The organism is Rhodospirillaceae bacterium (genome assembly GCA_018662005.1).
Classification (GTDB): domain Bacteria; phylum Pseudomonadota; class Alphaproteobacteria; order Rhodospirillales; family JABHCV01; genus JACNJU01.
The window spans coordinates 1-25,438 of sequence record JABJHA010000026.1 but is presented as its reverse complement, the minus strand read 5'-3'; the positions used below and the strand labels follow the sequence as shown (position 1 = coordinate 25,438).

Genomic DNA, 25,438 nt, shown 5'->3' with positions numbered 1-25,438 from the left:
CCAACCCGAACCCGCCGACCAGAAACAAGTGGCGCGGATCAGAACCAAGCTGGGCATGGTTTTCCAAAACTTCAATCTGTGGTCCCACATGACGGTACTGGAAAACGTCATCGAAGCGCCGGTTCACGTCCTGAAAGTGCCAAAGGCCGAGGCCATTGAGCGGGCCGATGCGATCCTGCACAAGGTTGGCATGTTTGAGCGCCGCGATTACTACCCGTCACACACATCGGGTGGCCAGCAACAGCGCGCCGCCATTGCCCGGGCCCTGGCCATGGAGCCCGATGTCATGCTGTTTGATGAACCAACGTCGTCGCTTGACCCGGAATTGGTCGGCGAGGTGCTGAAGGTGATCCGCGACCTTGCCGAAGAGGGCGCGACGATGATCGTCGTCACCCATGAAGTCGGCTTCGCCCGCGAGGTCTCTACGCAATCGGTTTTCCTGCACGAAGGCCGGATCGAAGAACAGGGCAAGCCTCAGGAAATGTTTGCCAATCCCGCGAGCGAACGTTTCCGCCAGTTCCTGTCGAGCAACTTGTAATAACTTAAAGACGTGACTCTGCGGCTTTTGCTGCCGTAAACTTTCGCCCACGACAACCAAAAAAATCCAGGGAGGATATTATGATCAACAAACTCATTGCCGCCTTTGTCGGTATCGCCTTTACCGGTCTTGCTTTCTCTCACGCCGATGCCGGCATGAAGGTCCGCATGGGCACCGAAGGCGCTTACCCGCCATTTAATAATGTCGATGCTGACGGCAAACTGGTCGGCTTTGATGTCGATATCGGTAATGCCATCTGCGAGGCCGCCAAATTTGAATGCACATGGGTTATTCAGGACTGGGACGGTATTATCCCCGGCCTGCTGGCCAAGAAATTCGACACCATTCTGGCGTCCATGTCGATCACCGCGGAACGTAAGGAAAAAGTCGATTTTTCCGACATGTACTATTCAACGCCAGCCAAGTTCTTCGCCAAAAAGGGCGCAGGTATCACCATTACCAAGTCTGGCCTGAAGGGCAAAACCATTGGTGTGCAGCGCGCCACCATTCATGAAAACTTCGCCCGCGATAACTTCGGCGATGTTGCCGACATCAAATCCTACGCGACACAGGACGAAGTCTACCTAGATCTGGCTTCCGGACGCCTCGATACCGGCATTGCCGATTCGGTAGCCGTGGATGAAGGCTTTATTCAGACCGATGCCGGTAAAGGCTTTGAGCTGATCGGCCCAGGCTTCAACGATCCCAAATGGTTCGGTGATGGTGCCGGTATCGCCGTGCGTAAAGGCGAGGACAAGTTGCGTACCGCTATCAACGCCGCTATCAAGAAAATTCTGGCCGATGGCACTTACAAAAAAATCAATGCCAAATACTTCGACTTCGACGTTTACGGCAAATAAGCCTTAAACGTTGCAGAACTTAAAACTGAAACGATCACGCTCGCGGGACATCTCGCGGGCGTGATTGCGTTTTAAACGAGGAAACCTGAAAAACCGTGCTCGACCTTAAAGGCTATGGATGGACATTATGGGACGGACTGCAGATGACGCTTAGCGTCGGCGTCCTGGCCCTGTGTGTGGCCTTCGTCATGGGCATGTTGGGGGCATGGGGCAAGCTGTCAAAATCACCGGTGGCGCGTGGTGCTGCGGGGACCTACACCACCGTCATCCGCGGCGTTCCCGAACTGCTTTTGATCCTGCTTATCTATTACGGCACCCCGACCCTGATACAGAACACGTTGGAGGGCTTTGGCTACGATATTATCGTCGACATTAACCCCTTCATTGCCGGTGTGATCACCATTGGCGTCATCTACGGCGCTTTCGCCACCGAAGTCCTGCGCGGCGCTATTTTAGCCGTACCAAAAGGCCAGATCGAAGCGGCCCACGCCTTTGGCATGTCACGTAAGCAGGTGGTGGTCCGGGTGTTGCTGCCACAGGTCTGGCGCTTCGCCCTGCCCGGCCTTGGCAATGTGTGGATGGTGCTGCTCAAGGCGACGTCCCTGATATCGGTGATCCAGTTGCCTGAATTATTGCGCAAAACAGACATGGCGGCCCGTTCGACAAAACTGCCGTTCACCTTCTTCTTCGCCGCGGCGATGATCTACCTGGCCATTACCCTGATATCCATGTTCGCCCAGCAACGCATGGAAGCCTGGGCCAACCGCGGCGTCAGGAGAGGATAGGCCATGGATTTTCAAATCATCATCGATAGCCTTCCTGCCATGATCGGCGGCATGGGACTGACCATCCAGTTGACCCTGCTGAGCCTGTTTATCGGTCTTGCAGCGGCGGTGCCGCTGGGCTTGATGCGGGTCTCGAAATACCCGCTTTTATGGATGCCCGCCTACGGCTACATCCTGTTCTTCCGCGGCACCCCGCTTTTGGTGCAACTGTTCCTGATTTATTACGGATCGGGGCAGTTCCGCGACCAGTTGGAAAGCCTTGGCCTTTGGGTATTCTTCCGTGAGGCCTATTTCTGCGCCATCCTTTCGCTATCCCTTAACACGGCCGGGTACACGGCGGAAATTTTGCGCGGCGCCATTCGCGCTGTGCCAGGAGGCGAGGTTGAAGCGGCGAAGGCGTGCGGAATGCACGGTGTCCTGCTGTATCGCCGTATCATCCTGCCCAAGGCTTTCAGGCTGTCCCTGCAGGCCTATTCAAATGAAGTGGTGTTCCTGTTTCAGGCGACCTCACTGGTCTCCATCATCACCCTGATGGACTTGACCGGTATTGCCCGGGTGATCGCCGCGCGGACCTTCGATATTTACGAAATCTACATCACCGCCGGGCTGCTCTACCTGTGCGTCACCTACGGCATCTTGTATGTTTTCAGGAAGGTCGAACACCGCTGGAGCGCCCATCTGCGCCAGCGCGATATCGATCAGGTCCAAGAGGCAACGATAACCGCGTCCATGCACTAGATCAGTTCACGTTTAGTTTGAACACGTTGTGTTCGAACGAAACGTGAAAAACTGATCGATTTTTTAAACAGCGAGCCGATTTACACACCTCAACTGAATCAAGTAATAATTCCGTTTAAGTGTGATCGGCTCTAGGACTCCAGCAAACCGCCCGCTTTCCGGTGTTCAAGTGGTTCCTTGCCCGCGACCTTGCAGATTTCGGCCCCCTGACGGACCAGTTTTTCGTTCATGCGGGTAAAGAACAGGCCGCTTGCCTTGCTGGTGATCGGGGTGCGGGCATTGCCGGGGTCGTCGGCCATAAGATCGATCAACTCGCCGATGACTTCGCCCGCTTCGACAGTGTCTCCAAGATCCTTTTTGTAAGCAACGATACCGGAACCGGGGGAGCGGATGACGTCGGTTCCTTCAAGCGGCGTCAGTTCGCCCACGGCCTTGGGTAATGGTCCCGGATCACCGGCGATAACACCGCGCCGTTGCAGGAACCGGAAAAGCCCCCTTGCGTCATTGCGGGCCATATCATCAAAAACATCATTACGACCGCGAAGCTCAACGGTGACGGCGAAGCAAGCCGCCGGGATGGGGACCCCCTCGCCTGCTTTTTCGGCAAGCCGCCACCAGACCCCGGCGTTGGCTTCATCAAAGGGACCACCGCCCGGATCCATTTCCAGTAACGAGACGGGAGCGGCGATATCACGGGCCAGCTCGGCGACCAGGTCAGTATGACGAACCGACGAATACAAATGCATCAACGCCTCATTGTCGCAATGCAGGTCAAACACCATATCGGCGGTGATCGATAGCCCCATCAAGGCTTTGCGTAAACCATCAAATTCGGTGACCACGTTCATCGCCGCCACTTCCTTTTGTAACGCTTCGCGGATCACGGCAATATTTGCCTTCTCGTCTGCACCCAGTTTTCCCTGCACCGCGCCGTACACGGGCTCACTTAAATCAGGCCAGGAACGGTTGAAATTACCACCGCCGGAAAATTCGTAGCGCCCCACATGCTGGCCGTTCAATTGCTGACCAAGACCGATTGGGTTTGCCACCGGCACAACAATGATTTCGCCTTCTATGGCCCCTTCGGCATCAGCTTCGTCAAGCAAGGCAATCAGATGATTGGCGACCAGCAGACCCGGATATTCATCAGAATGCAGGGCGGCCTGAAAATAGGCCTTTGGCCCCGCCCCCGGCGTGCCGTAGTGGTGGACTTTTAACTGCCGCGAAGTGCCCGGACTGGGAGTGATCAGTTCAATGGTTTCAATGATCTTGCTCACGCACTTCTCCTTATTTTCCAGGACACTGTCTCCCCTGCCATAAAGGACAGGATGTCGGCATCTCCCGCCGTGTGGACAGCGACCGGAATTTGCCAGTCCTCGCGGACCAGTGACACCGTATCCTCGTTCACCGGCAACCCGTAGAAGGCCGGGCCATTGAGGGAAGCGAAGGCCTCCAGCTTATCCATGGCGTCTGCCTGATCGAAAGCATGGGCGTACAGTTCCAGTGCCGCAGGGGCGCTGAAGACACCGGCACAGCCGCAGGCGGCCTCCTTTAAATTTATGGCGTGGGGGGCGCTGTCAGTACCCAGGAAAAAACTTGCCTCGCCTGATGTTGCGGCTTCCAGCAAGGCCAGACGGTGGCCTTTGCGCTTGGCAATCGGCAAACAGTACAGATGCGGGCGGATGCCACCCTTGAACATGTCGTTACGGTCAATCAACAGATGATGGGCCGTGATTGTCGCACCCAAGCGCGGCCCCTGGGCGCGCACGAAAGCCACGGCCTGAGACGTGGTGATATGCTCGAAAACCACTTTCAGGGCCGGAAAATCGTTCAGCATCGGGCTCAGAACCCGCTCAATATAGACGGCCTCCCGGTCAAAAATATCAATGTCAGGGTCGGTGACTTCGCCATGAACCAAAAGCGGCATACCGATATCCTGCATGGCCTCAAGAACACCCGAAACCCTGTTCATGTCGGTAACGCCCAATGCCGAATTGGTTGTCGCACCGGCCGGGTACAATTTGACGGCGCTGAACACCCCTTCCTCAAAGCCACGCCGGATTTCGTCCGCATCTGCCTCATCTGTCAGGTAGCATGTCATCAGAGGGGTGAAGGCAGCACTTTCGCCAACAGCGGTGCAAATATGATCCCGGTAGCGCAATGCATCATCAATGGTCGTCACCGGCGGTGCCAGATTCGGCATGACGATGGCGCGGGCGAACGATCTGGCCGTCAGTCCGGCGACGGCGTCAAGCACCGCGCCGTCACGCAAATGCACATGCCAGTCATCGGGGCGAGCAATGGTGATGCTGTCGAGCGTATCCATGCTCTTCGTTATAAGGGAACTTCAGCTGCCTAAAAAGCGCCAAGTTAAGTTTGATTATTCGGCACCGTAACCGTTAGGAATAAACGACTGTTCGGTTGTGCTCTGGGCCTCTGCAACTACCTGCATGGCTTCAAACTTGCGCCTTTGCTTTTCCTGTTCCAGTTTCTTTGAATTCAACACCCGCAAAAAAAGGGAAAGCCCCAGTGAGAGAGCGACAAGCGCTCCGATAATTACATACAAAATTGTCATTCATTTGCCCTTTGGATCAGACTATCACTCACTTGATTCCTTAAAACAAATTCTGACTCCGCTCGCTTAAGGCTACCTGACAGAATGACGATTTTTCGGCTATTGTTTGTGGATAAATTTTAACAAGAGAGGCTATCGAAGACATCACCCTGGGTTGGCAGCCCCAAAATGTGGGTGCGATGCCACAAGGCATAAAACAGTAGTGTCCACTGCGCCTTGCCCTGACGCTTGCCACCAGCCGAGAACAGGGCTTCGACGGCGCCGGGACGGCAAATTTCGGCAATCCCAGGCTGTGCCGCAACAAGCGCCCCCAGTTGCCCGGACCGCTTTTCAATCCACTGACCAACCGGAACCGTGAAGCCCCGCTTGCTTTCAAAAGCCTTGGCAACAGGCAGGGCATTATCCAGCCAGCGCCGCAACAGCCATTTGCCTTTTCCCTGGCTGACTTTCAGGCGATCAGGCAATAAATAGGCGACTTCGGCGATGGCTGGATCAAGAAAGGGCACCCGGCCCTCGACACCGTGAGCCATCAGACAGCGATCCAGCTTGGTCAACAGGTCAGCAGGCAACCAGTCGGCGCAATCGACGGCCTGGGCAACCTGAAGAGCCGACCTTCCTGGTTGGGATTCTTGCCGCTCGGCCGCAGCAATACCCTCACGCCAGTTGGCCGGTTGCTCGCGCAACACCCCAAGGTCTTGCAAAATTCCTTTTCGGCGCATTTTTTTGGTCAGCGGCCATGGCCGGGCCGCATGGCGGTAGCGACCATAACCGGCAAACAATTCATCACCGCCCTCGCCCGAAAGGACAACCTTCAAACCCTCGGCACGAGCCCGGGCAGCCAGCTTATAGGTGGGCAGGACTGCATAATCGGCGGTCGGATCATCGATGGCGGCGGAAATGGCGGGAAGCAGGTTCCAGAAATCGTCTTCGGAGAACTCAACCTCCATATGATCGGCGCCAACCGCGGCGGCGACGCTGCGGGCATGGTCACGCTCATCATGAACAGCGGTGCCGGAAAATCCTGCCGTCAGGGCCCGCACGGGCCGCTCGTTCAAGCGCGTCATCATCGCCAGCAAGACGGAACTGTCGACACCCCCTGAAAAGAACATGCCGTAAGGAACGTCAGAACGTTGATGAACCCCGACACTGTCGTTCAAGGCCGCATCAAGATTGTTTAAGGCCTGTGCCTCATCAACCTGCGTGCGCGCCCCCCCGGGCAAGGCACGATGCTGGATTCTGTCGATAATCTTGCCATCCTCGACGACAAGCGTCTCCCCAGGAAGAACCCGGGATATGCTTTCAAAGGCGGTTTCCCGTCCGCAGGTGAATTGCAATTGCAGCAAGGCATCACGCTGCCGCGGGTTTAGGGCGGCTGTCACCAGACCGGCTGCAATGAGAGCCTGGGGTTCGGAGGCAAAGGCAAACCCGTTAGCCATTTCACAATAATACAAAGGCTTGATGCCAAATGGGTCGCGGGCCAAAACCAGACGGTCGGCCACCAAATCGTGAACAGCAAGGGCGTACATGCCGCGCAGGGATTTGGTAAATTCCTGTCCCTGTTCTAGATAAAGATGCAGAGGCAATTCACAGTCTGACCCGGTGGCAAAGGCTGTACCGGGCATTTGCTCTTTAAGTTCGATGTAATTGTAAATTTCGCCGTTGGCGACAAGGGCGGCCTTCGCCTCATCGCCCCGTCCCGGTGCATACAGGGGTTGATCGCCCGTTAGCAGGTCGATAATGGCAAGACGCGTCTGTACCATGCCGACGGCGCCCGACAGATGACACCCGTGGCCATCGGGGCCCCGGTGGGCGAGGGCGCCAGACAACCGATCAAGAACATCACTGTCCGGCGATGCTCCGCCCCCCATCATGAGCCCTGCTATTCCGCACATGGCGACTGCTATTCCTTGTCCACAATACTTTCAAAGAAATTCAGGTACTGGGCGACGACCGCCTCTTCGGTAAAGCGTTCTTCGTAGGTTGTTCGACCGTGCCGGGCTATGCCTGAACGCAGATTTTCATCGACCAACACCTGACTAATGGCGTAGGCCAGTGATTTGCTGTCATCAATGGGCACGAGAACCCCGTTTTCGTCTTGTTTGATCAAAACGCCGGGGCCGAGGCTATCGGCGGCAACGACGGGTTTTGATTGGGCCCAGGCCTCAACAACCACATTGCCCAAAGGTTCGTGTCGCGACGGGCAGACGAAAACATCACACGACGCCAAAAGAGCCGCTATATCGTCACGCCAGCCGAGGAAACGAACCCTTGGTTTGACGCCAATTTTTTCCGCCTGTGCTTCCAGTTCGGCCCGTTTGGGCCCTTCCCCGGCAAGCCAAAGGTAAGCATTGGGGATACGGGACAAGGCGTCGAGCAGCACATCGAAAGCCTTGTTTTCGTGCAACCGTCCCATGGCCAGCAACAGCGTTGCGTCATTGGGGGTATAGAAATCTTTGCGGTCTAGGGGTGCCGCCGTTTCGGCACTGACAAAATTTGGCAGGTAGTGCGCGCGTTCCGCGGGCCAGCCCTTGCCGGTCAGATAGTCAGCGATGTCTTCGGTATTGCCGACCAGATGATCGCACTTGCTGTAATATTTCAAATCGTAATAGCCGCCCAAACGAGCGACGTGAACAAAGTCCCCGCGTGGACACATAGATGTCGCCCGGTTCATCCAGGTCAAAACCACATGTGGATAAAAAGAATCAATCTCGCGTTTCAGGCCCATGCGGGTCCAGATATCGAGGGGGCCGCCGAAGCGTAATTCAACCGGCTCGATGCCGCCTTCGCGAAGGGTCGAAGCGCGGGCTTCGTTCTTCCTGATGACGACCCGTTGATGGAGACCAGCGCGCCTGAGCGCCAACACCAAACGGGTGAAAAACGCTTCCGCGCCACCATATTCGGCGCCCGCCATGACTTGTAATACACGCATATTCTATTTTCCGACCTTCAAACCTGGGCTATTAATTTTTCAAATTCCATTGCTGCTTCTGGCCAACCCCACCTGCGTTGGCTTTGCAGTGCTGCCTGATGCTGTGTTTGCCACAAATCATCATCATTGAGCAAGCTTACCGCCGATGATGTAAAGCCGATTTCACTATCAGCGACATATCCGGTTTTCCCGTCAATCACCCTTTCTGATACCGAACCAAGGTTTTCAACGACACCCGGAACACCCATGGCCTGCGCCTCACCGACGGCAAGACAGAAAGTTTCGTTGATGTCGCCCCGGTAGAGCAGTACACGGGCCTGACGAAATTCTTCAACCAGTTGCGCCTTGGCGACAGGGCCACGCAGGACAACACCTTTGTCTTCAAGGGCGCGGGCTTGCTCAAGCACCTTGTCCATAGCCTTGGCCTTTCCTGCGCCAACCGCGCCGTATGTCGCCGCGCCCGAGAAAACATGCAATTCGGCGCCGGGAACTTTCGGCTGGATATGGTGTTGCCATTGTTCAAGCAACCAGTCCAGGGAACGCAGCGGGTTTGAAGTGAAGACAGCGCGCGGCCCTGGAATTTGTGTGCCCGGCTCGGCATCCCTGAAAAGATCAGGAATACCATAAGGGATGACAATGCGCTCACCTGCCGGGGCCCATCTGGGATACGTTGTGGCGTGATAATCACCAATAAAGATAATCGCTGGACGCACTTTCCACAGCTTCTTGAGGTAGCGCCATTTAAGAAGAAAACTTGCCGGATTATGAATCCAGAAGACACTGCGCCCGGCCTTCGGCATCAGGTCGATCAACTTGTCGCCACGGTTGGCGATATACAAATCTGCCTGTTCGGGCATATTCCCATAGGGCCTGTCACTATGGATCGGGGCCCAGTCGACCCCCTTATGGACCAGCGGGGCGGCGCACATATTGCGGACCAGAACTTCGTGGCCGCGCCCTGCCAATTCTTCCATCAGGTTGACGACGGAAGATTCAACCCCGCCCAAGGGGCCGTTTTCGGGTGTCTTGCCATCAAATTCAATGCCGTCATCGGCAAACACAATGCGTGACACTCAGTTGTCCTCCAGTTTCGCCTTAAGATGAGAGAGCAAGGGATAAAGCCCGGCAAAAAGCGCAATTAACAACCCATAGCCGCCTTCCCGGTAGCCTTTTCGCAGAACATAGCATTTGAAAAACCGTGAAAACAGGCGGCGCACGTTGTTTGCCGTAGAACCCCAGGTCTCTCCCGCGTCGCGCAAATCCCGGGCCCTGGCGCTCGAATAATTATCCAGCCTTTTAATCATGTCCGAAATATTTTGATCTACATAATGCTCGAGACGCCCCGTCAGCATCGGTCCTTTTTTGCCTGACCACGCAAGCGACGGATGAACCCGTTGGGCGCCCCACACTTTGACGTCTTTACGAAACAACCCCGGATAGGCGGCCTTACCAAATGACGCCCCCCAACCCCAGCGCACCAGCCGCTTGCCGATGTAATTATCAACGAGAATTTCGTGCCATCCGTAAGATGAAGTATCAATGGTACGGCGAATTTCATCGGCCAGGTCTTCAGGTACCCGCTCATCGGCATCAATTTCAAACACCCAGCGACCATGACAGAAACTGATCGCAGCGTTACGCCGTTGCCCTTCAAGGGTCCAGGATCCATGATGAATTTGATCGGTGAATTTTTCGGCTATAGCTTGTGATCCATCGCTGCACTTGTCCAGGACGACGACGATTTCATCAGCGAAGGAAAGGCGCTCCAGGCAATCGGCAAGCTGGGCTTCTTCATTATGGACAGAGATCAGGGCGCTTAAGGAGACATCGCTCATGATCTGGTATTCTCTGCTTCTTCAAGCGTCGCTTTGAGCAACGAAACCAGTGGGTAGATCGCCGCCAGGATGCCAATGACGATGCCATAGCCGTTTTCCCGGTAACCTTTGCGAGCCACGTAGCATTTCCAGAAACGTGAGAAAATTTTCCGTACCATGTTAACAACCGAGCCCATTTCACCCCGCTCCGCCAGATCTTTGGCCCGGGCTGTTGTGTAGCGATCAAAACGGCGGATCATGTCGGAAATATTTTTATCAATATGGTGAACCAGAGGATTGGTCAGCACAGGCCCTTGTGAACCCGTGACCGTCAAATGCGGATGGACGCGTTCGTTTCCCCAAGACTTGACGCCTTTTCTAAAAAGGCCCGGATAGCCGTTCTTGCCAAAATTTCCACCCCAACCATAACGGATCCAGCGTCCGCCAACGTAATTATGAACGGGAATATTAAAGATATCGCCGTTACCTAAATCAATGGTCGCGCAAATTTCGGTAGCCAGTTCGGCGCTAACCCATTCATCGGCATCGACTTCCAGAATCCACGCGCCCCGGCAAAATTCGATACCGGCATTGCGGCGCTCACCTTCAAGCTCCCAGGCGCCTTCCAGAATTCTGTCCGTATAGCGGCAGGCTATTTCCTTTGAACCGTCAGTGCACTTGTCGAGGACAACCACCAACTCGCCCGCAAAGGACAACCGCTTGAGACAATCATCAAGACATGCTTCCTCGTTATGAACGACAAGAAGAACAGAAAGATTTTCTGCTGTCGCGGGTCTTGTGTTCATGATCCGACTTCCTGCTTGCGGTTCCACAATTCCCGGGCTGCCTGTTCTGCAGACTCGACGCTTAGACTGTCCATCAGGGTATCTGACCCCCGGTGATCGAAGTTTTCAGGGAAAATCTCCTCGTAAGGGATACGGGTCGATACCGCGTCGCAAAACTCCCCCCACGGGGCATACAGTTCTTTTGGGCTGGGTCCGAAAAGACCCAAAGTCGGGATTCCCGAAACCGCAGCAAGATGCATTAACCCTGAATCATTGCCAACGTAGAAATCACAACATTTCAGGCACGCAAAGGCTTCCAGCAAATCCAGATGGCCAACCAAATCGATTCGCCGCTCGCGCGGCACGGCATCAATCAAACTAAGCGCGCCAGGCCGTTCATCGTCGCGCCCAAAGATCGCAACCCGCCCACCGGGTATAATTCCATCAGAAGCCGTCAGGCGCTCGATCAGATCGACAAAATGTTCAGCCCGCCACGTCTTCGCCCGCCAGTTGGCCGTCGGCCCAACGGCTATTATGGGCGCACCCTCACCAATCATGTTTTTCGCCCTGAGCTTGATGGCATCCGATAACCACAACTTTGGTGAAGGTGGCTGTTCAGCCAGATCAAAAATAGACGCCAACTGCTTGATTCGGTGCTGCCCCGCCTGGGTACGCCCAATGCGCCAACGCTTACGGGCAGGTAAAACGTAATACATCGATGAATTACGAAGGTCGACAACAGCGTCCCAAATTCGCCCCATGCAAAGTGCCCATAGTCTTAGCCAATGCAAAGAGAAGAGCATCTTGTCCAAAACGATGATTTTTTCCAGCCCCGGAACCGCCTCGAACAAGGATGCCGCCGCTGCCCCGCAGGCTACTGTGATACGGGCCTTGGGATGCTTTTCGATCAGATGGTTGAGCAGGCCTGTTGACAGAATTGCGTCACCAACACGAGTCGATGTGATAAACAGGATTCTCATAGTCGTTGTTATACGTGCCACGGCAGCAGTTGCAAAGCGCTCAGCCCTTGCCAAGAGCGCAAAAAAACACCAAATCTATGTCTTGAATTGCAATCCAGGGAAGCATCGGGAAAATCATGTCAATCTGTTCTCATATATTACTGCAAAACCGTGGCCTTTTGGGCGTGTCGGGGGACGACGCCACTGACTTCCTGCAAGGCCTGGTTTCCAACGACGTCACCAGAGTAAGCCCGGATCGCGCACTATATTCGGCATTGCTGAGCCCGCAGGGGAAATTTCTGCACGATTTTTTCATCTTCCAGATTGATGGTGGCCTGTTGATCGACTGCGAAGCCGACAGATTGGATGATTTGAAGCGCAAGCTGACCATGTACAAACTGCGTTCTAAAGTGGATTTGATCGATCGCAGCGAGGATTTTTGCGTTGCCGCCCTTATCGGTGACGACGTCGCCGATGCCCTTGAACTGGATGTCCGGGAAGGGTTGGCCAAAGATTTTCTTGGTGGCGTTGTCTTTATCGACCCCCGTCTTGCGGCGATCGGTGGTCGCGCCGTTATCCCGCAAAGCGAAGCCCAGGCATCACTTGACAAAGCCGGTTTCCCCGCCGGTTCCCTTGATGAATATGAAACGGCACGGTTACATCTTGGCCTGCCTGACGGCAGCCGCGATATGATTGTCGATAAGGCCATCTTGCTTGAAAACGGCTTTAACGAACTTAATGGAGTCGACTGGGACAAGGGTTGCTACATGGGCCAGGAATTGACCGCCCGCACTCATTATCGGGGCTTGGTCAAAAAACGCCTGATGCCGGTTCACGTCGATGGGCCCCTTCCTTCCCCCGGAACGCCACTCATGCTGGGAGACAAGCAAGCCGGTGAAATGCGTTCCGGATTGGGTGATCAAGGGCTGGCAATGGTTCGCCTTGAGCAATTCGAGAGCATCATGGAAAGTGGCGAAGCCTTAAGTGCTGAGGGAACGCATCTGCACCCGACAAAACCGAACTGGGCCGAATTTAAATCCAATCCATGAAATTTTTCCGTAACTGGGGACAGCCACCATTCCTAAAGGACATCGCCGAAGTGTTTTCGCGCCGGGTCAGAAGTTTCGGCGAAACCCCTGCCGGTGTATTATGGAAAAACAGCGAAGGCCAGCAACTGCGCTTTGAAATCCTGGCCGGCATTCTTGGTGATATTCAAAAACCGCAACCCGTCAGCATCTGCGATTTTGGCTGTGGCTACGGCGCCATGTTCGACTTCCTCAGTGATTGGTCCGCATTATCGCAAATGACCTACACCGGATATGACATTTCCGAAGAAATGATCCATGCCGCCTGGCAACGAATCCACGACCCCCGAGCGACGTTTACAGAGGCAACGAAGATTGATCAGGCGGCCGACTTTACTTTTGTTTCAGGTACTTACAATCTTAAACTTCTCGTTGATGATGAACCTTGGAACGCCTACGTCAAATCCAGCCTGAAGGCCTTGTGGCCAATGACCAATAAGGGCCTTGCCTTCAACATGCTGGATATAAGACACCCCGATCAGGGCGAAGGACTGTATTACGCCGATGCCAGTGATTTCATGGATTTCTGCTCGGAGCTTTCTGACAATATCGCATTAGTCGACGATTACCCATTGCAGGAATGGACGATTTTTGTGCGCCGCGACTGAAACGTGCTCACTTAATCCAGGCCAACACGTTGTTTTGGAAAAGTCACGGTTATCAGTGTGCCATGATCTTTTTTACTTTTGATCTCGAGGCTTCCGCCGTGGCGTTCCATCAGGCCCTTGGTCAATGGCAACCCCAAGCCGGTACCTTCGTGTTTGCGGTCAAGTCCACTATCCACCTGCCCAAATGTGCTAAGGGCCTTGGTGATTTCTTCTTCATCCATGCCAATACCTGTATCGGCAACACTGACGGCAAGTGAGCCGTTTACATTTACCCATGCACTCAAAGTGACCTCGCCTGCTTCGGGGGTAAACTTGACGGCGTTGCTCAAAAGATTAAGTAAAACCTGTTTTATCCTGCGCTGGTCAATATATATCAGGGGCATGTCCGGGCTTATTGAAGAGTATATGACTACCTGACCGGCATCGGCTCGTGGCTTGATGATACGCATTGTCGAATCGACGATTTGAATTAAACTGACGTTCTCTTCATCCAGTTCCAATGCACCGGCCTCAATAGCCGACACATCAAGGATATCATTAATCAGTTCCAGCAGATGTTCGCCTGAATGATAAATATCATTCAGGTATTCTTCATATTTTTCATTTGCGATAGGGCCAAAAATTTGCTGCTTCATTGAACTTGAAAAACCAATAATGGCATTGAGGGGGGTGCGCAGTTCGTGGCTCATATTGGCCATCAGGTCTGACTTGGCACGGTTGGCGGCCATGGTTTCAATTTCGGCCTCTTTGCGTTCGGTAATATCGGTGCGAATGGAAATATACTGAAACGCCTTTCCCCTTTCATTGAGGAAAGGAACGATGGTGGTCATGACCCAATAACCCTTACCGTTTTTATCTTTATTCTGAATTTCCCCTTGCCACACTTCGCCCCGGGAAATCGTCTTCCAGATGTCTTGATAGAATTCCGGTGGGTGAATGTCCGATTTGACAATACGATGGTTTTGACCAATCAGCTCCTCAAGGGTGTAACCGCTAACGTCACAAAATTTCTTATTGGCATAGGTGATTGCCCCCCGAGCATTGGCAATGCTGACAATGGCGTGCTCATCAAGAGCAAATTTCTGAAAATCAAGTTGTTTTACATGCTCGGCAATATCCTTGCGGCCGCGAAAAAAAACCAGGGCCAGGCCGACCAGAGTGATAATGGACAGAATCGAGAAAATAATAATAACAAGACGTATCTGATGGAATGAGGCAAAGGCTTCGCTGAAATCAATCTCGCTGGCAAATCCAAAGCCCAGTTCATCGTCCCAAAGCCAAGCCCCGACAACCGGCACACCCCGATAATCCCTGTAGCCGTCCACATACGAGCCAGCATTTCCTGCCGTGGCGCTTTTAGCCAGGCGTGTCAGGGGTTGCCTGTCCAGCGGTAAAGGGGATTTGCCACCAAGTGTCAAATCAACCATGGGATCACGCAACTGAACAATCAAATCAGAATGTTCACCTGAAATCAGTCCCATTTCCCTGAGGCTGTCATTAAAATGGCTATCGCTGATCAAAAATCCCTGCTTGTTAAACGCATAGCTTTCGCCCGTATCCCCAAAACGGCTTCTTTCAAAAACGGGCGAGAAACTTTCATCAGGATCGAGCTGGAAAGTAAGAATGGCAATGATTTTACCGTTCTGATCCTCAACAGGGGTGGCCACAAACATGGTTGCCAGGCCAGAAACTATCTTGCCCCGTACATCAATAAGGGGAACATCCGATTGCTGGGGCACACTGATGATCGTCTCGCCGCGCCAGACTCTGTTCAGCAATTTTTCATCAATGATGCTGGGAAAACCGACATTGATGTTGCGCGAAGACGCAAGGTTGATGTTGTCTTTGCCAATGACAAAAAAGCCACGAAAACCAACCGTTCTGATCAAGGATGAAATCCAGTCCCGTAAATTTCCTTGGGCCTGGCTATTGATCAGCGCACCAGATTGTACGGGCAACTTTTGAAGCTCGAGAACGGCTGCACGGATTTGCTCGCTTTTTGCCCAAACTTTTACGGATTTTTTTTGTCGGTCGAATTGATTTCTAATGCTGACATGGGACGTTTCCAGCGAAGATTTCAGTGTTTTTCCGATATCCGTCTTTATGGCGCTTTTAATATGAGAAAGAACCCCCCACGAAGACATCAGGATGAGCACCACCAAAGAGAACAACAACAGGAGTTCACGCTTCTTTACGTGGCTGTTTGACTGATCCTGATCATCTTTTAACGGATGAATGCTGGTGGTTTGTCCTATCAAATCTTTCTGATCACCCCATGACTGAAATCCATCACCATATTACGAACAACGGCAACAACAGTTCGGTGAAATTATCTTCGTAACATTAAGCCCCCCCCGGGAACATTTATGAATAGTAATCTAGGGTATTTGAAAATTAAAGCACAGGCCAATATCCATGTTTTTACAAAGGATTTAGGCATGCCAGAGAGGGAGATTTGAACCCTAAGCGGGTCGACGTTCAGGCGTTATCCTTGGCTTTTATGCCCAGGGCCGCCTGGGCAGCGGCCAGCCTTGCGATGGGCACCCGGTAGGGCGAACAGGAAACATAATCCAGTCCCGCTTCGTGGAAGAATGTCACCGACGCCGCATCACCGCCGTGTTCGCCGCAAATACCAAGTTTGATATCGGGCCGGGCGGCGCGACCACGTTCCACAGCAATGCGCACCAGTTCACCAACACCTTGCGTGTCGATGGTGACGAAGGGGTCATTTTCAAGCACACCCTTCTCACGATAAATCTGGATGAACTTGCTGGCGTCATCCCGTGACAGGCCAAGGGCTGTTTGGGTCAGATCGTTGGTGCCGAAACTGAAGAATTCCGCGCTTTCGGCAATTTCACCGGCGCGCAAGGCAGCGCGCGGAAGTTCGATCATGGTGCCGACACTATAGTCCAGCTTCACGCGCTTTTCCTGATTGACCTTCCCAGCCGTCGCATCGACGAGGGCTTTGAGCACGTCCAGTTCTTCCTTGATCGCAACCAGCGGGATCATCACTTCGGGGTGGACGCTTTTACCGCTTGCGGTGACTTCGGCCGCGGCTTCAAAAATAGCCCGCGCCTGCATCTCGTATATCTCAGGATAGGTAATACCCAGACGGCAGCCCCGGTGTCCCAGCATCGGGTTGAATTCATGCAACTGGGCGGCGCGTTCCCTGATGGTGGCGACATCAATCCCCGCCGCTTCGGCTACCTTCGCCATGTCATCATCCGAATGCGGCAAAAATTCATGCAGCGGCGGATCAAGCAACCTTATGGTAACGGGCTGACCCTCCATGATGGTGAACAGGTCAATGAAATCCTGACGCTGGAAGGGCAGTAATTTATCAAGGGCGGCGCGGCGACTTTCCTCGTCACCGGCAACAATCATCTGGCGCACAAGGGTAATGCGCTCTGCATCAAAGAACATGTGTTCGGTGCGGCACAAACCGATGCCTTCTGCCCCGAATTCGCGGGCCGTGCTGGCATCCGCCGGGGTTTCGGCATTGGCGCGAACACCCAGGGTGCGTGTTTCATCGACCCACTGCATGAGTTTCGAGAAATCGCCTGAAAACTCAGGCTGCACGGTCGCAACGGCCCCCTTCATCACTTCGCCGGAGGTCCCGTCGATGGTGATCAGGTCGCCTTCCTTTATGGTCTCACCCAGCGCCGTCATGGTTTTACCGGCATAATCGATGTTCAGGGTTCCGGCCCCCGAAACGCACGGCGTTCCCATGCCGCGGGCGACGACGGCGGCGTGCGAGGTCATGCCGCCACGGTTGGTGACGATACCACGGGCGACATGCATACCGCCAATATCTTCGGGTGAGGTTTCAACCCGTACCAAAATGACTTTTTCGCCCCGTTCCGTCCATTTTTCTGCATCTTCGCTGTTAAAGACAACGCATCCCGAAGCCGCACCCGGAGAGGCCGGCAAGCCGACGGCCAGGACATGGCGTTCGGCTTGCGGGTCGAGGGTCGGATGCAAAATTTGATCAAGCTGACCGGGATCAATACGCGAGATCGCTTCGGCTTTGTCGATCAAGCCTTCCTCAACCATATCGACGGCGATTTTCAAAGCCGCCTTGGTGGTGCGTTTGCCGGTACGGGTCTGCAACATCCACAAGCGACCCTGCTGGACCGTGAATTCCATGTCCTGCATGTCTTTATAATGGCCCTCAAGCTGATCACGCACGCGAACAAGTTCGGCAAAGGTTTCGGGCATCGCTTCTTCCATGGCCGGGGCTTCCTCCGGGGCGCCATGCTTGCCGGCAATGGTTAACGGTTGCGGGGTGCGAATGCCCGCGACCACGTCCTCACCCTGGGCATTGATCAGGTACTCGCCGTAATAGGCATTCTCGCCATTGGCCGGATCGCGGGTGAAGGCGACGCCGGTGGCGCAGTCCGCCCCCATGTTACCAAACACCATGGCCTGAACATTAACCGCCGTGCCCCATTCTTCGGGAATATTATGCAAGGCGCGATAGGTTTTGGCGCGGCGGTTCATCCACGATCCGAACACCGCATCAATAGCACCCCATAACTGCTCATAGGGGTCTTGCGGGAAGGGTTGCCCCAGTTCCTTTTCAATCATCGCCTTGTAGTCATCGACCAACTGTCGCCAGTCTTCCGCGCCCAGCTCCGTATCAAGGTGAACACCGCGGCGGTCCTTATGATCCTCCAGCATGTCCTCGAACATATGGTGTTCAACCCCCAGCACGACGTCGCCATACATTTGCAGGAAGCGGCGGTAGCTATCGAAGGCGAAACGCTCATCACCCGAAGCGGCGGCCAGCCCTTCGACGGTTTCATCGTTGAGGCCCAAATTAAGCACCGTGTCCATCATACCGGGCATGGAGGCGCGGGCCCCGGAGCGAACCGATAACAGCAACGCGTTACCGGCCTCGCCAAATTTCAAATCCATTATCGCCTCAACCCCGGCCAGGGCATCGGCGACTTGCTCTTTAAGAGCTTGCGGGTAGCTGCTGTCGTGGGCCGTGTAGTGGGTGCAGACTTCGGTTGTCAGGGTAAGACCGGGCGGCACGGGAAGACCAAGCGCACTCATTTCGGCCAGATTGGCACCCTTGCCACCCAGCAAATTTTTCATTTCAGTGTTGCCGTCGGCTTTACCGTCACCGAAGTTGTAAACCCACTTCGTCATTTGTATGTTGTTCCCTTAACCTTCAATCTTTGAGAAATCGGCGACTTGATTCATCACGACGACTATCGCACGTAACAAAGCAAGCCTATTTGCTCTCAATTCTGGTTTATCCGAATTGACGGTTACTTTATCAAAAAAAGCATCAATTGGAGGTCTCAACTGAGCAAGTCCTGCCATCGATTCCGTGAACAAACCTTCCTTAAGAGAGACTTCAAAGCTGTCTTGAACAGCATGAAGGTTCTGCCAAAGCGTATCTTCCTCATCTTCCTCGAAGAGTTCCCGCCTTACCTCCCTATACTCAACCCCTTCATCATTCTTTTCTTCAATTCTGACAATATTGGCGGCGCGTTTGTAGGCGACAAGCAAATTCGCTCCGTCGTCGGTTTCAAGAAACGTCCCCAAAGCATCGACCCGCGCCAACACCCGCACCAGATCGTCTTCACCAAGGGCGAACACGGCGTCGATCAAATCGTGACGAACACCCTTTTCTTTCAGGTGAACCTTCAGGCGATCGGCGAAAAAGGCAAGGAGGCTTGGCATATGCCAAGCATCCAGCCCCGCCGTGGCAACGGTGTCATCATCCGCTGCCATTCCGGCCTGCACGCTGGCATTGTCCTGGGTCATGTATTCGGCGACGGTTTCGGCGAAAACCTTGCTTAACGAGAGACGCAAATTATTTTCAATAATCAGCCGGATCACACCCAAGGCGGCACGGCGCAGGGCAAACGGGTCTTTCGAGCCTGTTGGCTTTTCATCGATGGCCCAAAAACCGACCAACGTATCGATCTTGTCGGCCAAAGCGACGGCGACACTGGTTGGAGCTTCCGGGCAGGCATCGCCCGGCCCGGCAGGCGAATAATGTTCGGCGATGGCAAAGGCAACACTTTCGTCTTCACCGGTTTCACGCGCGTAATACTGACCCATCAAACCCTGCAACTCCGGCAATTCACCGACCATGCCGGTGACCAGATCGGCCTTGCACAGTTTGGCGGCGCGCTCGACGGTTTCCACGTCGGCACCCGGAATATGGGCGCATAAAGCACCGGCCAGCGCCGTCATGCGTTCAACTTTTTCCAGCACACTTCCGAGCTTGGCATGAAAGACAACCCCGGCCAGCTTCGGCAAGCGGCTTTCCAGTCCTTGCTTGCGATCCTGGTCCCAGAAGAATTTAGTATCCGACAAACGGGCGCGCAGAACACGCTCGTTTCCGGCGATGATGGCCGCACCGCCATCGTCTGCTTCCATGTTGGAAACGAAGATGAAGTGCGCTGCGGGATTGCCATCAGCATCCATACAAGAGAAGTATTTTTGATGGCCCCGCATGGCGGCGTTCAACACTTCAAAGGGTACATCCATGAACTCAGAGTCAATTTTACCCATCAACACAACCGGCCATTCTACCAATCCGGCGACTTCGTCTAACAAACCACTGTCAAGGCGCACAGTTAGTCCCTCGTCCTTAGCAAATTTGATTACTTTTTTCTGAATAAAGGTGCAACGCTCATCAGCATCTAGCATGACTTTAGCGTCCAGAAGTTTCGCCTTGTAGTCGGCAAAATCCTTGACCGTAAAAGATTCGGGTGACAGGAAACGGTGGCCAATGGTTGAGTTTGTTGCTTCTATTGTTGTCTCTGTGGAAGGGTTTGTTACAGCCTCACTTGTATGGATGAGGTCATAATCTAAAGGCAACGTTTCACCATCAAAAATCGCCAAAATTCCATGAAGTGGACGTACCCATGTTTGAGTTTGGTCTTTTTTCCAACGCATTGATTTAGGCCAAGACATTGAATCAAGCGCGTTCGTCAATATTGATAGTAGTTCTTGAGATGTTTGTTTTGGGGCTGTCGGAGCTTCAAAAAAATAAAACTCGCCTTTTTTTGTTTCGCGAATTTTTATGTGTTCGTGTTCAACGTTTGGTCGGCCTACATTTCTTAAAAAACCTTCAATGGCTTGGACGGGCGAATCTATCCGAGGTCCCTTTTGTTCTGCTTTCCCGGCTTTCGTTTTTTCAGGAAGGCCCGTCACAACAAGCGTCAAGCGACGCGGCGTCGCAAAGGCCGCTGCACTGTCATATTCCAGACCGGCTTTTTGCAAGCCATCACAAACAAGACGCTGCAAATCCTCAGCCGCCCGTTTTTGCATACGGGCCGGGATTTCCTCGCTGAGAATTTCGAGTAGCAGTTCAGGCATTTTCGCCATCTCCCACCCAGGCCTTGGCGCAGGCGGTTGCCAGTTTGCGCACGCGGGCGATGTAGGCGGCGCGTTCGGTTACCGAAATAACGCCGCGGGCATCGAGCAAATTAAAGATATGGCTGGCCTTGATACATTGCTCATAAGCGGGCAGAGCCAACGGTTTGTCATGGTTCAAGGCATGGGCGCACTGCTTTTCGGCATCTTCAAACTGCCGGAACAAGACGTTCGTGTCGGCCACTTCAAAATTAAACGCCGACTGTTCCTGCTCGTTGCGCAGGTAGACGTCGCCGTAGGTCAGCTCACCGTTCCAGTCCAGATCGTAAACATTTTCGACGCCCTGAATATACATGGCCAGGCGTTCAAGGCCGTAGGTCAACTCCAACGAGACCGGGTTGCATTCGATACCGCCAACCTGCTGAAAATAGGTGAACTGGCTGACTTCCATGCCATCGCACCAGACTTCCCAACCCAGCCCCCAGGCGCCCAGGGTCGGGCTTTCCCAGTCATCCTCGACAAAACGGATGTCGTGCATCATGTGGTCGATGCCGATAGCCGCAAGGCTTTCCAGATATAGTTCCTGACTGTCAGGCGGCGAAGGTTTCCAGAGGACCTGAAACTGATAATAATGCTGCAAGCGATTGGGGTTTTCACCGTAGCGGCCATCGGTGGGTCGTCGCGAAGGCTGCACGTAGGCAGCTTTCCAGGGGTCCGGTCCCAGCGCCCGCAGGGTCGTTGCCGGGTGGAACGTTCCGGCCCCTACTTCCATGTCGTAGGGTTGCAAAATGACGCAACCCTTGTCGGCCCAGAAGTGTTGCAGGTCGAGAATTATCGTTTGAAAGTTTCTCGGTTTTTCTTTTGCGCCGGACATCCCCGAATCGCCCCATTATGTTGCAGTGCAGCGAAGATAATGTCCGCAGAATTCCCCGTCAAGAAAGGGTTTCCCTTAATTCGTCATCCCGGATAGGGACAGCCATTTTTGCCGCACGAAACGGCGCTTGTCGAGGACACGTAGGTTTCGCAAACCGTACACTTGACCATCTCTTCGGCGTCAACGGTGCCACCGCTGTTTGCCGGGCCCGGAGCAGCGGCTTTGCCCTCGCTCCGGCCCGACTTGCCGACGGCGCGATTTTCCTGCATCCGCGTGTACCACTTGAAGCCATTCCAGGCGACAATGACGGCGGCGATGGTAAACAGCAGCTTTGTTAACGAGAATCCAAACATGACAGTCTTTGTAAAGGCCAACCCAGGCATTGGCAAGACAAGGCTAGAGCCGATCACACTTAAACGGAATCATTACTTGATTCAGTTTAAGTGTGTGAATCGGCTCGCTTTTTAATAATCGATCAGTTTTTCACGTTTCGTTTGAACACAACGTGTTCAAACGAAACGTCAACTGATCTAGGCCTTAAGCGACAGCCCTGACGCATCTTGCAGGATGGCGTTTGCGGCCTTCGTGAAACGGCCGTTGCTTTCGTGCAAGGTAAGGCCGGGGTGGATTTGGGCCGGGCTGGTCACCCCTTTGCGGCCTGAGACGATAACCCGCTTCGCAGGCTTCCCCGGGCCCGGCCACAATGGCATGACAATGACGCCACCCAGACATCCGTGAAAGGCCGCCAACAGATCATCAATACGATCACCACGGTGGATAAAAGTGACACTGCCCTTGTGCGCCACTGCAGCGGCGGCGGCCTGAACCCAATCATCCAGTCCGGCCGCCCCTTCAACATTGGCGATCGCCTTGGCGGGATCTGGCGGCGGATTACCGGTTCCGGCTTCCAAAAACGGCGGATTGGCCATGACATGGTCGAAAGGCTTGTCTGTGATGTCACGTGGGGGCCCAAGAAGATCACTGCAAACGAAGTGCACAGCATCGCCGCACCCATTCAGGGCAGCGTTTTGCCGGGCCAGATCGATCAAGTCGGATTGAAGGTCAAGACCACGGATTTTGAGGTCCGGGACCCGGGCGGCCAAACACAGGGAAGCCGCCCCGGCGCCGCAACCCAGATCGAGCACCCGTTCTCCCGGCTCCGCCGGGATGGCGGCGGCCAGCAGGACCGGATCGATGGCGGCCCGGTAACCGTCCTTTCCCTGAAACATGCGCACCCGCCCGCCAAGCAGGGAATCTTCAGTGGTGGGCGGTGTTTTGTTCATGAAGAGACCGGGGTTTTGGCCGTCTGTTCGCCTTCGTGAAGGATAACCCGGGCTCGGGAAAGATCTTCTTCGGCCACCATGACGCGGCGCTGAATGGCTGAAATGCTGCCTTCCATGACAGAGGTAAAACCATCGAGCACCACGGCCTCGATATCATCGGCATCCAGCGCATAGACCAGCCACGACAACAACACCGCATCATTTGTTCGCGTCAGCTCAACCATAAAGATATCCCGGTTTCTCGGCTTGACCATACAGGCAAGCGGTTTACTATGAATAAACAAACAAAAACCTGGGAGAACGGTCAAGTGGGTATTGTTGTTGAACTGGACGGGAAACGGGATCGCAAGCCATCGTTTGATGAGCTGACCGCCATCGTCGCCGAGGACATGAAGCTGGTCAATCAGCTGATTCTGAAGCGCATGGAAAGCCCGGTGACGCTTATACCGCAGCTTGCCGGTCACGTTATTTCAGCCGGTGGCAAGCGCTTGCGTCCCATGCTGACGCTGGCTTCGGCCAAGTTGTGCGGCTATCAGGGCGAACGCCATGTGACGCTCGCCACCTGTATCGAATTCATTCATACCGCCACCTTGCTGCATGATGATGTCGTCGATGAAAGCAAATTGCGTCGCGGCATGGAAACCGCCAATTCCGTGTGGGGCAATCAGGCCAGTGTTCTGGTCGGTGATTTTCTGTTCAGTCGTTCATTTGAGTTGATGGTCGAAGACGGCTCGGTCAAGGTGATGGGCATTCTGGCATCTGCGTCGGCTAGGCTGGCCGAGGGCGAAGTGATGCAGCTTTTGACCGCCAACGATACCGAAACCGGCGAAACAGCCTATCTGGATGTGATCAAGGCGAAAACCGCGCAGCTGTTCGCCGCCGCCTGCCGTTTGGGCGCTGTCGTCGCCGACCGGCCAAAAATGGATGAGGAGGGCCTCGAAGCCTTTGGCATGAATTTGGGCATCGCCTTTCAATTGATCGATGATGTTCTGGATTATTCCGCCAAACAGGCAACCCTTGGCAAGACCGTCGGCGATGATTTCCGCGAGGGAAAAATTACCCTGCCGGTGATCCTGGCCTTCAGACGCGGCAATGAAGAAGAACGGGTATTCTGGCGCCGCACCCTGGGTGAATTGGAGCAATCCGAAGATGATTTGGAATACGCAATCCAGTTGATGACCAAACACGGGGCACTTGATGATTCCGTTGACAGGGCCCGCCATTACGGAGCCATCGCCAGGGACTCGCTTGGTATTTTCCCCGATAGTGATGTCAAGACAGCCATGAACAGCCTGATCGACTTTTGCATCGAACGCCCATACTAGAGCGCCCTTGCCCTTGCTCGCTTTGGACGCTATAAACCGCCGCATCAGGCACACGCTAAGAAAGCGTCAAAGCTCGGTCGGAGTGTAGCTCAGCCTGGTAGAGCACCGTCTTCGGGAGGCGGGGGCCGGAGGTTCAAATCCTCTCACTCCGACCAATCTTTTCAAGCACTTAGCCGATATATTAGACGGACTAACTTCCGGTTAGCAACCAATTAGCAACCACAAGAAGTGATTTCACCAGCTTACAAGCTGCTGTTCCGTGAAACTGCGCTACTTAAATGCACATTCCAAATAGATAATTTTCCAAGAGTAATTGTCCCCGACAACGACATACCCAGATTGTTTGTTATTCAGAACAAACCGCATATTACCTGATAGATATTGGAATGGATTGAACGGAGATACGATGACCTTATTGTATAGGTACTCTTCCCTGCCCCATATCGGTGATATACGTCGCCCCCTTCAAAGCGATATTTATCTGTGGAGGGACGTTCTTGCAGCATCTTTGAGTTGGCTAGTGCTGAAAGTTGCTTGGTGCCGAGACAGACACCGTTCAACTCCATGGCATATGCTGCTGGGGAGAAGGTTATCAATACTACCAGCAATGTAAATAACCGGGTCATTCGCACAAACCCGTAATGTGGAGCCAGTTCTTCTTATAGTAAAAGTTATATTGAGACTGAGGTTTTCCGTTATCTTTTGAAACCTCAACTAAGTTTGCTAAATCCCCAATTACGCCAAATTCCATTTCCACGCTGAGGATGCCATCAGGACGCTTAATCTTGATGATTTTAGCTCCATCTGTGCCAAACGGCCCTGTAACTTCGCCTGTTTGCTTGTTCACGAAGATTTTCTTACCAACGCTTCTTTTCGCTGGGCGCTGTGTAAGGACACCATTGTCTAATGTGTAAATGCCGCTGATGGTGCATACGTATT

The 25,438-nt window shown here is 53.8% G+C and carries 24 protein-coding genes and 1 tRNA gene; 8 read left to right on the top strand and 17 right to left on the bottom strand.

The window, feature by feature from the left end:
- The 4 genes from HOL66_11575 to HOL66_11560 all read left to right on the top strand — a co-directional run.
- Positions 1 to 538 (top strand): ATP-binding cassette domain-containing protein (locus HOL66_11575; protein ID MBT5244871.1); only part of this gene is annotated, 538 nt, incomplete at its 5' end.
- An 80-nt stretch (positions 539 to 618) separates the two neighbouring features.
- Positions 619 to 1,398, top strand: a complete 780-nt coding sequence (locus tag HOL66_11570) for an ABC transporter substrate-binding protein (GenBank protein ID MBT5244870.1) — start codon at positions 619 to 621, stop codon at positions 1,396 to 1,398.
- A 95-nt stretch (positions 1,399 to 1,493) separates the two neighbouring features.
- Positions 1,494 to 2,183, top strand: a complete 690-nt coding sequence (locus HOL66_11565; GenBank protein MBT5244869.1) for an ABC transporter permease — start codon at positions 1,494 to 1,496, stop codon at positions 2,181 to 2,183.
- Between the two features lie 3 nt (positions 2,184 to 2,186).
- Positions 2,187 to 2,921 (top strand): ABC transporter permease, encoded by a 735-nt coding sequence (locus HOL66_11560; GenBank protein ID MBT5244868.1) that lies wholly within the window; start codon positions 2,187 to 2,189, stop codon positions 2,919 to 2,921.
- A 131-nt stretch (positions 2,922 to 3,052) separates the two neighbouring features.
- On the opposite strand, the gene HOL66_11555 is transcribed toward HOL66_11560, so the two are convergent.
- The 9 genes from HOL66_11555 to HOL66_11515 all read right to left on the bottom strand — a co-directional run bounded on the left by HOL66_11555 (position 3,053) and on the right by HOL66_11515 (position 12,004).
- Positions 3,053 to 4,198 carry a succinylglutamate desuccinylase gene (locus HOL66_11555; protein MBT5244867.1) on the bottom strand — a complete coding sequence of 382 codons (1,146 nt, stop codon included), beginning with the start codon at positions 4,196 to 4,198 and terminating at the stop codon, positions 3,053 to 3,055.
- Entirely contained in the window at positions 4,195 to 5,247 is a 1,053-nt protein-coding gene (pyrC, locus tag HOL66_11550; protein ID MBT5244866.1) for a dihydroorotase, read from the bottom strand. The genes HOL66_11555 and pyrC overlap by 4 nt, the downstream gene beginning before the upstream one ends.
- A 54-nt stretch (positions 5,248 to 5,301) precedes the next feature.
- Entirely contained in the window at positions 5,302 to 5,496 is a 195-nt protein-coding gene (locus HOL66_11545) for a hypothetical protein (GenBank protein ID MBT5244865.1), read from the bottom strand.
- 119 nt (positions 5,497 to 5,615) lie between these two features.
- Positions 5,616 to 7,388, bottom strand: coding sequence for an asparagine synthase (glutamine-hydrolyzing) (gene asnB, locus HOL66_11540; protein MBT5244864.1), 1,773 nt, complete (start codon positions 7,386 to 7,388; stop codon positions 5,616 to 5,618).
- A gap of 8 nt (positions 7,389 to 7,396) precedes the next feature.
- Complete coding sequence (locus HOL66_11535; protein MBT5244863.1) at positions 7,397 to 8,425, bottom strand: glycosyltransferase; 1,029 nt, start codon at positions 8,423 to 8,425, stop codon at positions 7,397 to 7,399.
- Between the two features lie 17 nt (positions 8,426 to 8,442).
- Entirely contained in the window at positions 8,443 to 9,498 is a 1,056-nt protein-coding gene (locus HOL66_11530) for a glycosyltransferase family 4 protein (GenBank protein ID MBT5244862.1), read from the bottom strand.
- Positions 9,499 to 10,260 (bottom strand): glycosyltransferase family 2 protein, encoded by a 762-nt coding sequence (locus tag HOL66_11525; GenBank protein ID MBT5244861.1) that lies wholly within the window; start codon positions 10,258 to 10,260, stop codon positions 9,499 to 9,501. It abuts the gene before it with no gap.
- Positions 10,257 to 11,045, bottom strand: a complete 789-nt coding sequence (locus HOL66_11520) for a glycosyltransferase family 2 protein (protein ID MBT5244860.1) — start codon at positions 11,043 to 11,045, stop codon at positions 10,257 to 10,259. The genes HOL66_11525 and HOL66_11520 overlap by 4 nt, the downstream gene beginning before the upstream one ends.
- Positions 11,042 to 12,004 (bottom strand): glycosyltransferase family 9 protein, encoded by a 963-nt coding sequence (locus HOL66_11515; GenBank protein ID MBT5244859.1) that lies wholly within the window; start codon positions 12,002 to 12,004, stop codon positions 11,042 to 11,044. The genes HOL66_11520 and HOL66_11515 overlap by 4 nt, the downstream gene beginning before the upstream one ends.
- A 116-nt stretch (positions 12,005 to 12,120) precedes the next feature.
- Here HOL66_11515 and HOL66_11510 point away from each other — a divergent pair, with 116 nt between their 5' ends.
- Entirely contained in the window at positions 12,121 to 13,032 is a 912-nt protein-coding gene (locus tag HOL66_11510; protein MBT5244858.1) for a folate-binding protein YgfZ, read from the top strand.
- Positions 13,029 to 13,676, top strand: a complete 648-nt coding sequence (locus tag HOL66_11505) for a class I SAM-dependent methyltransferase (protein MBT5244857.1) — start codon at positions 13,029 to 13,031, stop codon at positions 13,674 to 13,676. The genes HOL66_11510 and HOL66_11505 overlap by 4 nt, the downstream gene beginning before the upstream one ends.
- An 11-nt stretch (positions 13,677 to 13,687) precedes the next feature.
- Here HOL66_11505 and HOL66_11500 read toward each other — a convergent pair whose 3' ends face one another.
- The 7 genes from HOL66_11500 to HOL66_11470 form a co-directional block, all read right to left on the bottom strand.
- Entirely contained in the window at positions 13,688 to 15,934 is a 2,247-nt protein-coding gene (locus HOL66_11500; protein ID MBT5244856.1) for a PAS domain-containing protein, read from the bottom strand.
- A gap of 220 nt (positions 15,935 to 16,154) precedes the next feature.
- Entirely contained in the window at positions 16,155 to 18,830 is a 2,676-nt protein-coding gene (locus HOL66_11495; GenBank protein ID MBT5244855.1) for a pyruvate, phosphate dikinase, read from the bottom strand.
- Between the two features lie 15 nt (positions 18,831 to 18,845).
- Positions 18,846 to 21,020: a glycine--tRNA ligase subunit beta gene (locus HOL66_11490; GenBank protein ID MBT5244854.1), complete on the bottom strand. Its 2,175-nt coding sequence runs from the start codon at positions 21,018 to 21,020 to the stop codon at positions 18,846 to 18,848.
- Positions 21,013 to 21,891: a glycine--tRNA ligase subunit alpha gene (locus HOL66_11485; GenBank protein ID MBT5244853.1), complete on the bottom strand. Its 879-nt coding sequence runs from the start codon at positions 21,889 to 21,891 to the stop codon at positions 21,013 to 21,015. Before HOL66_11485 ends, HOL66_11490 begins: the two co-directional genes overlap by 8 nt.
- Before the next feature lie 83 nt (positions 21,892 to 21,974).
- Positions 21,975 to 22,244, bottom strand: a complete 270-nt coding sequence (locus tag HOL66_11480; GenBank protein MBT5244852.1) for a hypothetical protein — start codon at positions 22,242 to 22,244, stop codon at positions 21,975 to 21,977.
- A 177-nt stretch (positions 22,245 to 22,421) separates the two neighbouring features.
- Positions 22,422 to 23,174 (bottom strand): methyltransferase, encoded by a 753-nt coding sequence (locus HOL66_11475; GenBank protein ID MBT5244851.1) that lies wholly within the window; start codon positions 23,172 to 23,174, stop codon positions 22,422 to 22,424.
- On the bottom strand, positions 23,171 to 23,398 hold the full coding sequence (locus tag HOL66_11470; protein MBT5244850.1) for a DUF2007 domain-containing protein: 228 nt from the start codon (positions 23,396 to 23,398) through the stop codon (positions 23,171 to 23,173). The genes HOL66_11475 and HOL66_11470 overlap by 4 nt, the downstream gene beginning before the upstream one ends.
- Positions 23,399 to 23,482: 84 nt before the next feature.
- Here HOL66_11470 and HOL66_11465 point away from each other — a divergent pair, with 84 nt between their 5' ends.
- A complete protein-coding gene (locus HOL66_11465; GenBank protein ID MBT5244849.1) occupies positions 23,483 to 24,499 on the top strand; it encodes a polyprenyl synthetase family protein in 1,017 nt (338 codons plus the stop codon).
- Between the two features lie 78 nt (positions 24,500 to 24,577).
- A tRNA-Pro gene (locus HOL66_11460) sits at positions 24,578 to 24,654 on the top strand.
- 467 nt (positions 24,655 to 25,121) lie between these two features.
- On the opposite strand, the gene HOL66_11455 is transcribed toward HOL66_11460, so the two are convergent.
- Positions 25,122 to 25,346 (bottom strand): hypothetical protein, encoded by a 225-nt coding sequence (locus HOL66_11455; GenBank protein ID MBT5244848.1) that lies wholly within the window; start codon positions 25,344 to 25,346, stop codon positions 25,122 to 25,124.
- Between the last annotated feature and the right edge of the window lie 92 nt (positions 25,347 to 25,438).